Source organism: Prevotella sp. Sow4_E9_plate (assembly GCF_052116205.1).
GTDB lineage: Bacteria > Bacteroidota > Bacteroidia > Bacteroidales > Bacteroidaceae > Prevotella.
Map to the genome: position 1 here is coordinate 16,540 of NZ_JBQKLN010000047.1, position 13,364 is coordinate 29,903.

Consider the following 13,364-nt stretch of genomic DNA (forward strand, 5'->3'; position numbering starts at 1 on the left):
GACAAGCATGAAAGATTTATCACATATTCTGAAAGAATGTTCTGTAAAAGACATCTATTATGTCAATAGTGGAACAGTTACCTACTACAAAATTCCCATCTATCAGCGTAATTACGCCTGGGAACGAGATGAGATTTCTGCATTAATAAAGGATATCTATGACTCCATGGTCATAGACAAGCCTATATACTATATCGGAACACTTGTAACCTTTAAACGTGACGAGAATGTATTCGAGGTTATAGACGGACAACAACGTCTTACTACAATATACATTATCCTCACTGCTATGGGCGAGAAGGTTACCAACAAACTTGCATATTCCTCACGCAAAGCTTCTACTCAAACCATAGAAGTCATGTCTAAGTTTGAGAAAAATAAGGAAGTAAAAGATTCTGATTTTGGGGAGGAATATGACCTTGGCATAAAGAATGGCTATAACTTTGCCAAAGAAGCACTAAAGGAAATAGTAGGTGAAAATCAAGTTGATATGGACAAATTCAAGGAGTATTTTTTGAACCATGTGCATATCATACATTATCGTGTGCCTAAGGATGTTGAGTTGAATCATTATTTTGAAGTAATGAACTCTCGTGGCGAGCAACTTGAAAAGCATGAAATTGTAAAAGCCAAATTGAGTAATCAACTGAAGAATGACAATAAAGCGATGGAAAAGTTCTGCAAAATTTGGGAGGCTTGTAGCGATATGAGTTTCTATATCCAACAAAAGTTACCTAACATGACTGAGATATTCGGTAAAGATATGAGCAACTTCAAGTTGGAGAGATTTGACGATTTTCCTATTGCGCCACAACAATTAGACAACTCCTTTGGGATGAAGACAATAGAAAAACTACTCGATATTCCTGTAAAAAAGGAAAAGGAGGTGAGCGAAATTGACTATAACGATTCGTTCCAACCAATCATTGATTTTCCAAATTTTCTGTTGATTGTTCTCAAAATTACAAGAATGCAAGAGAAAGATTTTAATCCATCAGACTTCACACTCGATGACAAGGAACTTATCAATGAGTTTGACAAAGTCAAGCTCACTCCAGAATTTGTCAAGCAGTTTGCCTATAACCTGCTATTGGCAAAATATTATCTCGACAACTACATGGTGCACCACATAAATGGTGAAGATAAAGCCATTGAGAATCCTTGGAAACTACAATATTACTGCAAGAAGGGCAAGTCTGCCTACATGGCAGATTTGATTGACAATGACAAGTCTAAACAAAGAGAGTTGGTTCATCTTTTATCTATGTTTGAGGTGGCATTTACAGCCAAGCAACGCAAGAACTATCTCTTCTACTGCTTGTTGCACCTATTCCAGGACTGGAATGAAGATAACTATTTGAAGTTCGTGAGAAATTTAGCAGACAAGTACTTCTTCGATGTATATTTGGATGCAAACAAACTGAATGAAAGAAACCAGCCAAAGCCAAATAGTTTCGATGAAACCATCATTCGAAATGGCAAACAGAGTGTTGAATTGGAAAATGTGGATCGTCCCTTCGATGATGTCTATCCCAAAGGTTCAAGCAATATACCTCTCTTTGTATTCAACTATACCGACTATAGATTGTGGAAGAAATACGCAGAAGAATTGCGAGGAAACAGAGCCAAGAAAGGTTCAAAAGCTAGAATTGAATTCTTTACCGCCTTGGGATGCAGCGACTTTGGCCTTGATACATTTGACAATTTCTATTTCTCTCGAACTCGCAAAAGCCTTGAGCATTACTATCCTCAGGCAAAAGCTGGAGAAGATAAGCCTATCACATCAGAAGAGATAAACTGCTTTGGCAATTTTGCCATGATTGGTTCCGATGCCAATAGTTCTGGCTCCAACTGGAATCCTATAGATAAGAAGAATCGTTATTTTGATTCCAAATCAAATCAAGTAAGCGTGGCTTCCTTGAAATTTAGAATCATGCTACAGATGTGTCAAGACAATTATGATGAAGGCATTAAAAATGGTATCAAGCGTGAATTTGGATACGAGTGGAATGCTGAAGATATGCAAAAGCATCAGGAAAAGATGCTATGCATCATCATGCAACCAACGCACTAGAATTACGCAATTTAAATAGGAAGGAAATATGAAACATTCATTAAATAGAGAAGAACTTATTGAGCAGCTAAAGGAATTGGCTGCTCAAGAACTGACAACGTATCTTGCAAATCACATAGGAGCCATGTGCTATGCACCTTCGATGATAGATAGTTTCTCCGCTACATGTCAACATTGCCATCGCCCATTGGTCTATCAGGCTTTCCGTAACGATGAAGAAAAGCTTAATTCTATCATCAGTGAGATAAAAGATTTGGGATATGATGTTACATTTGAAATTATATGTGGTTCATGCGCCCTAAAGGCGAAGGAAGAGGCAGATTTTTTCGATTTACCGTTAACCTCCGAGGATGACATCTACGAAGAAGGAACATATCATTTGTTCTGTTTCAAGGCAAAAAGCGATAAAGACTATCATCAAGCTATAACCGACATAGAGTCATTTGATGACTACCAAGCCGTATTGGCTTTTTTGAAAGGGGATGCCTACTTTAAAGACTGTTATGACCGCTACCATAGCATCATGGATGAACAAGACCCTATCAAGAGAATGACGGGAATAGAAATAAACGAAAATGATAGCAATGAAGAATAGCATACCCATACTTCCGAAGTCAGTCGCTTTGGAACTGACATATAGGTGCAATCACCATTGCTTGTTTTGCTCATGCCCTTGGTATGCGCCTATCTCTTCGTATCCATTTGGGAAAGAGCTATCTACCACACAATGGAAATGGGTAATAGAAAAACTATACGACTATGGAGTAAAGACATTTTCTTTGTCTGGCGGAGAAGCATTGCTAAGAGAAGACCTTCATGAAATCATAAGGCACATCAGAACAATTGGTAATCAGAGGAAAATAGATTATCCCATCATACTCATCTCCAATGGAAGACTCATGAATGAAGAACATCTCAAATTCTTCAAGGAAATGAATGTTCATCTTAGCATGAGCCTTCCTGGCTACCAATCATTTGAAGAGCATACAGGAGTTGCTAATGCAGATTATGTGTTAGAATACTTTTCGAAAGCCAAAGAAATCGGCTTAGAATGCACAGCAAACATTACCGTTACAAAAAAGAACTATTATGAGCTATTTGAGACCATATCGCTTGCCCTCATCAATGGAGCTACAGAAATTCTTCTCAACCGTTTTCTGCCTGGTGGACGTGGTTTGAAATATATGAATGAACTTTGCCTTTCCACAGAGCAAATCAACGGAATGCTTGATACTGCAGAAGAAGTACTAACACTAGCTAATCGCTATGGAAATGTGGGTACAGAAATACCAAAGTGCATCATAGCTTCTGCTAATTCATACAAAAGAATACATGTAGGGTATCTATGCGCTGCGGCAAAAGGATCCTTCGTTATTGATCCAGCAGGACAAATAAGAACCTGCAATCATTCTCCTCACATCGTAGGAAATGTATGCGAAGAACCTTGGATTAAGGATACAGATTATTGGAACAAATTTACATCCCGCTCTTATCAACCTACCTTCTGCAATGATTGTTCAACTAACCAGCATTGTGATTGTGGATGTAGAGAAGTAACCGATATTTTAGGACTTGGTATCAATGGAATTGAACCCAACTTAACTCTCAAGAAACAATAGTTTCTCTATAAAAGTGCCGATAGTGGTGCCAAAAGTGCTTTAAAAAACGACTTTTGGCACCACTATCAGCACTTTTTCCATTGATTTCATCCAATCAATTGGACAAAAAGAGAGTCAACCTCTCTGATACTGACAATGGAATCATGAAATAAAAGGGGAAAGTGCCAAATCACTTTCCCTCTTTCTCCTCCATCCATTCTTCCAACACCTTGCAATATTCATCGTTTTGCTCGACAAATGGCATGTGGCGGGCTCCTACGAAGAGATGCCACTTGGAATCTTGGATACCATCATAAAGTGTCTTTGCTACCAAAGGAGTGCAGAGATCGTTGGTGCCACTCATCACCAAGCATGGCACTTGTATCTCGCCAAGGCGGTCGGTGTAATCATAATCATGAAGCGTGCCAGTCGGGGTGTATTCATTTGGTCCCCAACCATGGAGATAAGCCTCAGCACCAGCACGCTTCTTCCGGCGAAGACACTCTGGACTATCCTCCGTCACCTCACCGGCACAATGCAGGAGCATGAAGTGTTCATTCGCCTTGGCATACGCCTCGCTCGAAAAGTCATCCTTCGCCTCAGCCTCAGCGATGGCACGCTGGTCTTCCTCCGACATAAACTTAATCATGCGATGTTGCTCACTTGCCCAAAGCTTGCTGCTCGAAAGAGTGCTGCTGAGGATGGCAGACTTCACGCCCTTTGCTTGCTTCTCTATCAGATAGATGATGGCGAGCATGCCACCCCACGACTGTCCCAAGAGATGAAAATGGTCGATGTGGAGATAGTCGATGAGCACACAGAGTTCGTTGAGCCAAGTCTCAGGAGTCCAGAGTTCGGGATATCCCTCCACAAATGAGTTGCCACAGCCCAACTGGTCGTACATGATGACAGCTCTACCTGATTCCGCTACCCTATCCAATAGCTCGAAATAGTTGTGGGTACTGCCTGGTCCACCATGCAAGAGGATGATAGGGCTCTTGCCCTCCTCTGTTTTACCTACGATACGATAATATGTTTGATAGCCCATGAAGGGCATATATCCTTCCTTGATTTCCATTGTCTTCAAATGTTTTTATTGTTACCTAAACTGTGTTATCTAATTTTGCTGCTCCTAATTATATAGTCCCTCATTTTCCTTACGCAAGAACTCTGTCATTCGTTCCTTTGAAGGCACATTGAGTTGATACTTGGAGATAAACACACTCTCATCCAAATCAAGCAAAGAATACTCTGCCATTTCCTGTCCTACTTCCGAGCAAAGGAGAATACCGATTGGTGGGTTATCATCTGGCAGCATGATATTCTTTCGATAGTAAGCAAGATACAGGTGGAGTTGGGCGGCATCGGCATAGTTCAAACGATTCGCTTTCAATTCGATGATGACATGGCGTTTCAATATCCTATGATAGAAGACAAGGTCTGCCTTGAAATAGCGGTCGTCAATCAACATTTTCTTCTGACGCTCCTCAAAACAGAAGCCCATACCAAGCTCCAAGATAAAGTCTTGAAGATGGGTGATGAGGGCTGTCTCCAAGTCAGACTCTTCCACTACATCCTTGGCTTGTAAACCCAAAAATTCAAAGGTAAATGGCGACTTGATGTCAAGGGCGAGCGTATCTGTCTCAGCCTTGCCTTCCACCAACTTCGCCAACGCTTCAGGCTTTTGACTCCATCCACTGCGGAAATAATAGTTGGAATCAATCTGGCGTTGCAATTCTCTAACACTCCAAGTGCCACGAATTGCCATCGTCTCGTAGAAAGCACGCTCCAGAGGGTCAGTAATAGAAAGCAATAGCGACAGATGCGAAAAGGACATTTTATTGAATAACAATTCAGGCTTTGTCTGTATTTCTTTATCAACCAACGTCGCTATTGGCAATTTGGCAGACACCGTCTGCATTTTTCCTACATTCTGACTAACAGACAGTTGGAATTGTGCAGACACTGTCTGCACAATTGACGGCAAAGACAAAACAAAATGCTTAATTTGGTCATTCAACGCAGGATAGGTCAAATAAAACTTTCGATAAATATTTAGGCTTCTATAGCTGAAAGTCTTCTTGTCTTTCAACTTCTCTGCCAACTTCTTCAAAAGTTGCTCACCATACTTAGCTCTATCAGCTCCCTTCTGCTCATACTCCACAATATAATAGCCCGTCAACCAAGCCTTGGCTGTGACGTGGCGATTAATCACTAAGCGAGCATTGTTCTGCAATACATCTTGCGTTTGCTGAATATGGGCTACAAGACCATCGAAGTCATTGTTTTGCGACATTTGGGTTTCATTATTCTTCATATTCGGTGGAGTTTTGGAAAGACATGTATATCACATTTATCATGTGCATATATTATAATGTGCAAAAATATAAAAAATATGGCAATTAAACAAATATATCTTGCTTATTTTATCAAAAGAACTTAAATAATTTGGCTGTTTCTAGCTAATGCAATATCTTTGCATTCTAAATAATAATGAAACCAAATAAAAATAGAATATATGTTTAGTGGAATCGTAGAAGAAATGGCTACCGTAGTAGCTATCAAGCATGATAAGGAGAACATCGACTTTACGTTGAAGTGCTCTTTCGTTGATGAACTCGGTATCGACCAAAGTGTGGCTCATAATGGTGTGTGCCTCACCGTAGTGGAAATAAAAGATGGCACGTATACCGTTACTGCCATGAAGGAAACCCTGGACCGCAGTAATCTGGGTCTGCTCAAGGTGGGCGACAAGGTGAACGTAGAGCGCTCTATGGTGATGAACGGCCGTCTGGATGGTCATATCGTACAGGGACACGTGGACGAGACTGCCAAATGTATCGCAATGAAAGACGCTGATGGCTCTACTTATTTTACTTTCGAATATAAGCTCAATAAGGAAATGGCAAGAAAAGGCTATTTCACGGTCGACAAAGGCAGCGTGACCGTGAACGGCGTTTCGCTCACCGTCTGCGAGCCTACCGACAACACCTTCACCGTTGCCATCATTCCTTATACACGAGAGAACACCAACTTCTGCAACATCGAAGTGGGAACCGTGGTGAACATCGAATTCGATATTCTCGGCAAATATATTGCAAGACTGAAAAGCTTCGAATAAGAGGGTGTAGCAGATTTTAGGCACGGATTACACGGAGATTTTAGACGATAATGCAAAAAGCGCATTTATAATTTAAAGGAAAATCCGTGTAATCCGTGCCTAATCTATACACAGGGCAGATGGTTCAACCGCCCTCGCTACTTTCTTCTAATCGTCAAATCAATAGTCTCCGGATGCTTTTCGGCAAATGCCTTCACATCATCAACAACCAGTACCAGATAGCCTCCGCCACCAGCTCCCGGCATCTTCCATGCATGAACCTCAGGAAGGACGGAATACTCATCTATGAAGCCCTGAACGCAACCCTGAATCATGGCTGGGAACATGGCTACCTGAGCATCAAACGACGCCTTGAAGGCAGAGGCAAAGGCTGAGAAATCCTTCCGGAGAATGGCATTCCAACAGTCATCGGCAGCCTTGGCAAGATTCTTCACCTTTGGCTCGGTAATGTCCTTGCCTTCTACCACGGAACAGCCCGGACAGCGTGGCTCCATCGGAATCATGCAGACATGACTCTCCACCCAGGTGAGAACGTCCTCGTCAAGACAGGTCTCGAACTTATCCGGCCAGAAACGGTTGTCATAATAATGACGCACCAGTCCAGGCATACAGATCCCTATGGAATCCTGTGCCCCGCTCACAATGCCATCGTTGCGCTCAGGATCGTTCTCGAAACAGAACACCAGCTTGGCAAGAATCTCCGGATTCATATCAGGCAACTTCACCGGCCAGATCTTCTTGATCATGTTGCGGGTAGAAGTGGAAAGACCACAACGCTCACGCACCTCGAAGGTAGGAATCAGCGACATGGTTATCGCCCAGCCCGGAGCATGGCAGCTGACGTAAGGCTGGTCTATCCAGGTACCTGCCAAATCAAGACGGGTAGGAAGCTGGCAGGTGGAATCCTTGATGTCGGTGCTGGAACGTGCCTTCAGGCCCTCGGCAGGCGTGCGCTGCAACACAACATACTCAATGCCTCGCTCCTCGCAGAACCTGCGCTTGGTTTCGCTGCTGCCGTCTGCATTCACCACGAAGATGTCAGGCTTCACAAAATCCACCGTCGGAATAAAATCCATAATGCCATCACCCTGGTTGATAAAGGCATCCTTTACATATTTAATAGACTTCACCATGAAAAGGCGCTCCTGCTCGGGATAGAACGTCTTATGATGCTTGTAGCCGAGAATCGTCTGGTCGGAACCTATACCTACGTATAAGTCGCCATACTGAGACGCCTGGCGGAAAAACTCAACGTGACCGCTATGCAGCAAGTCATAGCAACCACTTACAAAAACTTTCTTCATTATTATTTAAGCTACTTTTCTTAGATTTATTCTTTTTGTTTCCAAGACTTCTGTCCCTCAGTTTCCAAGACATGAATCTTTTGCCTACAAAACTACAACTTTTCTTTCATTCTTCCAAGAAAAACCTGCACAAATATTCCATTTTGCGCACAAACCATCCTATTTTGTGCATTTTTCTAACGAAATATTTGGGTAACACGCAAAAAAGTGTTACTTTTGCGGCTGTGTTTTGACCCAATATGGACATTTGAAAGTCCTGTTTCGGACAGATTACCGTCTGACTATGAACTCGAAAACAGACATCTTGAGAATCAAGCACTAACAAACTTAGGAAAAATTTAACAATAACCATTAATTGATATGAGTTTAAAAATCGTAGTACTTGCCAAGCAAGTACCTGACACAAGAAATGTGGGTAAGGATGCGATGACAGCTGAAGGCACCGTAAACCGTGCTGCCCTTCCTGCTATCTTCAATCCTGAAGATTTGAACGCATTGGAGCAGGCTCTCCGCTTGAAGGAGCAGAATCCAGGTTCTACAGTTGGAATTTTGACCATGGGTCCTCCACGTGCTGGAGAAATCATCCGCCAGGGTCTTTATCGTGGTGCAGATACGGGTTGGTTGCTCACCGACCGTCTCTTTGCCGGTGCTGATACATTGGCTACTTCCTATGCCCTTGCTACCGGAATCCAGAAGATTGGTGACGTTGACATCGTGATCGGTGGTCGCCAGGCTATCGATGGTGATACAGCCCAGGTAGGTCCGCAGGTGGCTCAGAAGCTGGGCTTGAACCAGGTTACTTATGCTGAGGAAATCCTCAAGGTAGAGGATGGCAAGGCTACTATACGCCGCCTCATTGATGGTGGTGTGGAGACTGTTGAGGCTCCATTGCCATTGGTTATCACCGTAAACGGAAGTGCTGCTCCATGTCGCCCTTGCAACGTGAAGCTCGTAATGAAATATAAATACGCTACCTGCCCTATGGAGCGCAAGGGTGATGAGCCTTGGGCCAACCTCTATGAAGAGCGCCCTTACTTGACTCTGAACCAGTGGAGTGTTGCCGATGTTGACGGCGACCCTGCACAGTGCGGTTTGAGCGGTTCACCTACCAAGGTGAAGGCCGTGAAGAACATCGTGTTCCAGGCTAAGGAAAGCAAGACCTTGACCAGCAGCGATGAAGACATCGACGGACTGATGAAGGAATTGTTGAACGAAAGTATTATCGGATAATTTTGAAAAGACAATGAACAACGTATTTGTATATTGCGAGGTAGAAGGCACAACCGTTGCCGAAGTATCTCAGGAATTGCTCACCAAGGGTCGTAAGCTCGCTAACCAGCAGGGCGTAGAGCTCCATGCCATCGTAGCTGGTACCGGCATCAAGGGCAAGGTAGAGGATCAGATTCTCCCTTATGGTGTAGATAAATTATTTGTTTTCGATGCTGAGGGATTGTTCCCATATACTTCAGCTCCTCATACAGACATTCTCGTCAACCTCTTCAAGGAGGAGAAGCCTCAGATTGCACTGATGGGTGCTACCGTTATCGGTCGCGACCTCGGTCCTCGTGTTTCTTCTTCATTGACCAGCGGTCTTACCGCCGACTGTACAGAGCTTGAAATCGGTGATTACGACGACAAGAAGAGCGGCAAGCACTACGAGGGTCTGCTCTATCAGATTCGTCCTGCCTTCGGTGGTAACATCGTGGCTACTATCGTAAACCCAGACCACCGTCCACAGATGGCTACAGTCCGCTCTGGTGTGATGCAGAAGAGCATCTACGAGGGTGAGTGCAAGAAGGAAGTAGTTTACCCTGAGGTAAGCAAGTATGTTCCTGCTGAGGACTTCGTAGTAAAGGTACTCGACCACCACGTAGAGGCTGCCAAGCACAACCTGAAGGGTTCTGCCATCGTCGTAGCCGGCGGTTATGGCGTAGGAAGCAAGGAAGGTTTCGACCAGCTCTTCGAATTGGCTCATCTCCTCCATGGTGAGGTAGGTGCTTCCCGTGCTGCAGTAGATGCAGGTTGGGTAGATCACGACCGTCAGATTGGTCAGACTGGTGTTACCGTTCATCCTAAGGTATATATCGCCTGCGGAATCTCTGGTCAGATTCAGCACATCGCCGGTATGCAGGATTCAGGCATCATCATCTCTGTAAACAACGACCCAGATGCTCCAATCAACAAGATTGCCGACTACGTTATCAACGGCAATGTTGAGGATGTGGTTCCTAAGCTCATCAAGTACTACAAGCAGAATTCTAAGTAATCTGCATTACACATTATTTAAATAAGAAAAGCAAAATGGCTAATTACTATAGTGATCACCCTGAGATTGAATTTCATCTCAATCACCCATTGATGAAGCGTGTTGTTGACTTGAAGGAGCGCAACTACGCTGAAAAAGACCAGTTTGAAGATGCTCCTGTCAACTACGAGGATGCTATCGAGAACTACAAGCGATTGCTGGATATTACCGGCGATGTAGCTGCTAACATCATCGAACCAAACTCTGAGGATGTTGACCTCGAAGGTCCACACCTGGAGAACGGCCGCATGATTTATGCCAGCAAGACATTCGAGAACCTCGATGCTACCCGCAAGGCTGGCCTCTGGGGCTTGTCAATGCCTCGTCGTTACGGCGGCTTGAACCTGCCTAACGCCATCTTCTCTATGGCTTCAGAGATTATCGCTGCAGCTGATGCAGGTTTCCAGAACATCTGGTCGCTCCAGAGCTGTATCGATACTCTTTATGAGTTCGGTTCTGAGGAGCAGCGCCAGAAGTACATTCCTCGCATCTGCGCTGGCGAGACCATGAGTATGGACTTGACTGAGCCTGATGCAGGTTCTGACTTGCAGCGCGTGATGCTGAAGGCTACACAGGATGAGGACGGCACATGGCGTCTGAATGGTGTGAAGCGTTTCATCACCAATGGTGACTCAGACATCCACCTGGTTCTGGCTCGTTCAGAGGAAGGCACCAAGGACGGTCGTGGTCTTTCTATGTTCATCTACGACAAGCGTGATGGCGGCGTAACCGTTCGTCACATCGAGCACAAGTTGGGTATTCACGGTTCTCCTACCTGCGAGTTGGTTTACAAGAATGCCAAGGCAGAGCTTTGCGGTAACACCCGTCTCGGTTTGATTAAGTACGTGATGGCTCTGATGAACGGTGCCCGTCTGGGTATTGCAGCTCAGAGTGTGGGTGTTGAGCAGGAGGCTTACAATGAGGGTTTGGCCTATGCCAAGGAGCGTGCTCAGTTTGGTGAGAAAATCATCAACTTCCCAGCCGTTTATGACATGCTTTCAAGAATGAAGGCTAAGTTGGATGCAGGCCGTTCACTCCTCTACTGCTGCGCTCGCTACGTAGATATCTACAAGGCTTTGGAAGACATCGCCCGCGACACTAAGCTCACTCCAGAGGAACGTCAGGAGATGAAGAAATACACCCGCTTGGCTGATGCATTCACACCATTGGCTAAGGGTATGAACTCAGAGTATGCTAACCAGAATGCATACGATGCCATCAGCATCCACGGTGGTTCTGGTTTCATCATGGAGTACAAGTGCCAGCGCCTGTTCCGCGACGCCCGCATCTTCTCTATTTACGAGGGTACCACCCAGCTTCAGGTTGTTGCAGCTATCCGCTACATCACCAACGGTACTTATCTCAGCATCATTAAGGAGATGTTGGAGAGCGAGGTATCATATGACTTGAAGCCATTGAAGGAGCGTGTTGCCAAGCTCGTAGATCTTTACGAGGCAGCCATCAACAAGGTGAAGGAAGCTAACGATCAGGCAATTCACGACTTCCTGGCTCGCCGTCTCTACAACATGACTGGCGACATCGTAATGTCTCTCCTCATCCTCGATGATGCTACCAAGGCACCAGAGATGTTTGCCAAGAGTGCCAACGTATATGTTCGCATGGCAGAGGAGGAAGTTCTCGGCCATTCAGCATACATCCAGAACTTCAAGGCAGAAGACTTGGAGAGCTTCAAGGCATAAGACATTTATAAGATAATAGGAGATAAGTTGTAAAAATATAGTAGCTTATCTCCTATTTTTACATCTATAGTTTTTCAATATACATAAAGTATGAAACAACATATTAATATAATTTCCGCAAGCAGTAGAGATTCTAAAGTTTTACATATTGGTATTGTGTTACAATGCAATGAGCATGATACTTTTGGTATTGTAGTAGGCTATTCTTGCTCAGAAATTCGGGGAAGCACCATGATAAAAATGGGATTTCCGATATTGAGCTATTTTGAAAAAGAACGTGGATTTCAACTAAAGGAAAAGACTTTTGTTGTATACCTAGTAAATAGCAACGATTATGAGCATGCTTTAGAAATAAAGGAATTATCATCATTTAAACTCATCAATGGTTCTCTAGATAATGAAATACAAACTTTCTCTCCATTTATACAAATGGAAAAGGGATTTAAATGCTTATATTATCCAACAAAAAAACAAGAAGCAATAATATATCTTGAGAAAGTACTCACAGCAGAAGAAAATGCTCTTCTTGAGTATTTTTTGGCATTAAAGGAATTTGAAGTTGACAATATACCTTCTCAAAAAGAAAGAGAAGATAAGGTTTTAAAAATTCACACATATGTTCAAAATTTCGAAATAGAAAAAGAATTACAAACTTATAGCGTTACGCAATCCGCTTGGTTTCAGAGCCGCCCAGGAAGAGATGACCATTATTTTATGGAAGAGAAAAGAAGTATAGAATCCACAGATCCATATATAAGATCACTACTCCCTTTGTGCAATGATCAAAATTATTATTCGTGTAATGGACGCAGTTCTGATGAAGTAGATTTCTCGAGAAAAAATGACCAACAAATAAAAGCAGATAAAACAAAAGCTATAAAAATGTACTCAAAAACTAACCATATCAACTTCCTCATTAACGATTACTACGAGCACATTTTTTCTAACAAAGACAAAAAAAACAAAATCTGGGCAGATATTGAAAGCATCTTAGACTATTATCATATAGAGGAATGCTGCGGCAAATATTTCTACAATACCCTTACTATAAAACAGTACAATAATTTAAGACAGAATATTACAACCAAATAGTTTGATATATAATTAACATTTCATTAACGAGGAAGAACAGAAAACCTTATTCTTCCTCGTGAGAGTGTAAACTAAACTGTGTCAAGCTACAATAAAAGTAGTTTAACACAGTTTTTATATTATGGACAACTTAGAAATTGATTACAAGAAAGCAGCTCAGCAGTTGCGTA

The 13,364-nt window shown here is 43.1% G+C and carries 11 protein-coding genes; 8 read left to right on the plus strand and 3 right to left on the minus strand.

Features of this window, described 5'->3' with window-relative positions:
• Window positions 1-7: 7 nt before the first annotated feature.
• The 3 genes from ACTQ53_RS14375 to ACTQ53_RS14385 are packed head-to-tail and all read left to right on the plus strand — an operon-like array spanning window position 8 to window position 3,693.
• Entirely contained in the window at window positions 8-2,074 is a 2,067-nt protein-coding gene (locus ACTQ53_RS14375) for a GmrSD restriction endonuclease domain-containing protein (RefSeq protein ID WP_441933723.1), read from the plus strand.
• Window positions 2,075-2,102: 28 nt separating this feature from the next.
• A complete protein-coding gene (locus tag ACTQ53_RS14380) occupies window positions 2,103-2,669 on the plus strand; it encodes a hypothetical protein (protein ID WP_441933725.1) in 567 nt (188 codons plus the stop codon).
• A complete protein-coding gene (locus ACTQ53_RS14385; protein ID WP_441933727.1) occupies window positions 2,650-3,693 on the plus strand; it encodes a radical SAM/SPASM domain-containing protein in 1,044 nt (347 codons plus the stop codon). The genes ACTQ53_RS14380 and ACTQ53_RS14385 overlap by 20 nt, the downstream gene beginning before the upstream one ends.
• A 169-nt stretch (window positions 3,694-3,862) precedes the next feature.
• On the opposite strand, the gene pepI is transcribed toward ACTQ53_RS14385, so the two are convergent.
• Both pepI and ACTQ53_RS14395 read right to left on the minus strand, forming a co-directional pair.
• Entirely contained in the window at window positions 3,863-4,750 is an 888-nt protein-coding gene (pepI, locus tag ACTQ53_RS14390) for a proline iminopeptidase (protein WP_441933729.1), read from the minus strand.
• Between the two features lie 54 nt (window positions 4,751-4,804).
• Complete coding sequence (locus ACTQ53_RS14395) at window positions 4,805-5,989, minus strand: PDDEXK nuclease domain-containing protein (protein WP_294972357.1); 1,185 nt, start codon at window positions 5,987-5,989, stop codon at window positions 4,805-4,807.
• A gap of 201 nt (window positions 5,990-6,190) precedes the next feature.
• On the opposite strand from ACTQ53_RS14395, the gene ACTQ53_RS14400 reads away from it, so the two are divergent.
• Window positions 6,191-6,793, plus strand: a complete 603-nt coding sequence (locus tag ACTQ53_RS14400; protein ID WP_294972355.1) for a riboflavin synthase — start codon at window positions 6,191-6,193, stop codon at window positions 6,791-6,793.
• 137 nt (window positions 6,794-6,930) lie between these two features.
• Here the strand turns inward: ACTQ53_RS14400 and ACTQ53_RS14405 are convergent, their stop codons facing one another.
• On the minus strand, window positions 6,931-8,097 hold the full coding sequence (locus tag ACTQ53_RS14405) for an adenylyltransferase/cytidyltransferase family protein (RefSeq protein ID WP_295347358.1): 1,167 nt from the start codon (window positions 8,095-8,097) through the stop codon (window positions 6,931-6,933).
• 360 nt (window positions 8,098-8,457) lie between these two features.
• Between ACTQ53_RS14405 and ACTQ53_RS14410 the strand changes: the two genes are divergently transcribed.
• The 4 genes from ACTQ53_RS14410 (at window position 8,458) to ACTQ53_RS14425 (ending at window position 13,194) form a co-directional block, all read left to right on the plus strand.
• Window positions 8,458-9,327: an electron transfer flavoprotein subunit beta/FixA family protein gene (locus ACTQ53_RS14410; RefSeq protein ID WP_006847063.1), complete on the plus strand. Its 870-nt coding sequence runs from the start codon at window positions 8,458-8,460 to the stop codon at window positions 9,325-9,327.
• A 13-nt stretch (window positions 9,328-9,340) separates the two neighbouring features.
• Window positions 9,341-10,363 carry an electron transfer flavoprotein subunit alpha/FixB family protein gene (locus ACTQ53_RS14415; RefSeq protein ID WP_154482077.1) on the plus strand — a complete coding sequence of 341 codons (1,023 nt, stop codon included), beginning with the start codon at window positions 9,341-9,343 and terminating at the stop codon, window positions 10,361-10,363.
• 35 nt (window positions 10,364-10,398) lie between these two features.
• Window positions 10,399-12,102, plus strand: coding sequence for an acyl-CoA dehydrogenase family protein (locus ACTQ53_RS14420; RefSeq protein ID WP_441933733.1), 1,704 nt, complete (start codon window positions 10,399-10,401; stop codon window positions 12,100-12,102).
• Between the two features lie 90 nt (window positions 12,103-12,192).
• A complete protein-coding gene (locus tag ACTQ53_RS14425; protein ID WP_441933735.1) occupies window positions 12,193-13,194 on the plus strand; it encodes a hypothetical protein in 1,002 nt (333 codons plus the stop codon).
• Window positions 13,195-13,364 lie beyond the last annotated feature (170 nt).

What these genes read in the sequence shown, in the direction of transcription:
- pepI (WP_441933729.1), bottom strand. Translation starts at nt 4,750, where the DNA reads ATGGAAATCAAGGAAGGATATATGCCCTTCATGGGCTATCAAACATAT.
- ACTQ53_RS14425 (WP_441933735.1), top strand. Translation starts at nt 12,193, where the DNA reads ATGAAACAACATATTAATATAATTTCCGCAAGCAGTAGAGATTCTAAA.
- ACTQ53_RS14415 (WP_154482077.1), top strand. Translation starts at nt 9,341, where the DNA reads ATGAACAACGTATTTGTATATTGCGAGGTAGAAGGCACAACCGTTGCC.
- ACTQ53_RS14385 (WP_441933727.1), top strand. Translation starts at nt 2,650, where the DNA reads ATGATAGCAATGAAGAATAGCATACCCATACTTCCGAAGTCAGTCGCT.
- ACTQ53_RS14380 (WP_441933725.1), top strand. Translation starts at nt 2,103, where the DNA reads ATGAAACATTCATTAAATAGAGAAGAACTTATTGAGCAGCTAAAGGAA.
- ACTQ53_RS14405 (WP_295347358.1), bottom strand. Translation starts at nt 8,097, where the DNA reads ATGAAGAAAGTTTTTGTAAGTGGTTGCTATGACTTGCTGCATAGCGGT.
- ACTQ53_RS14420 (WP_441933733.1), top strand. Translation starts at nt 10,399, where the DNA reads ATGGCTAATTACTATAGTGATCACCCTGAGATTGAATTTCATCTCAAT.
- ACTQ53_RS14375 (WP_441933723.1), top strand. Translation starts at nt 8, where the DNA reads ATGAAAGATTTATCACATATTCTGAAAGAATGTTCTGTAAAAGACATC.
- ACTQ53_RS14400 (WP_294972355.1), top strand. Translation starts at nt 6,191, where the DNA reads ATGTTTAGTGGAATCGTAGAAGAAATGGCTACCGTAGTAGCTATCAAG.
- ACTQ53_RS14410 (WP_006847063.1), top strand. Translation starts at nt 8,458, where the DNA reads ATGAGTTTAAAAATCGTAGTACTTGCCAAGCAAGTACCTGACACAAGA.
- ACTQ53_RS14395 (WP_294972357.1), bottom strand. Translation starts at nt 5,989, where the DNA reads ATGAAGAATAATGAAACCCAAATGTCGCAAAACAATGACTTCGATGGT.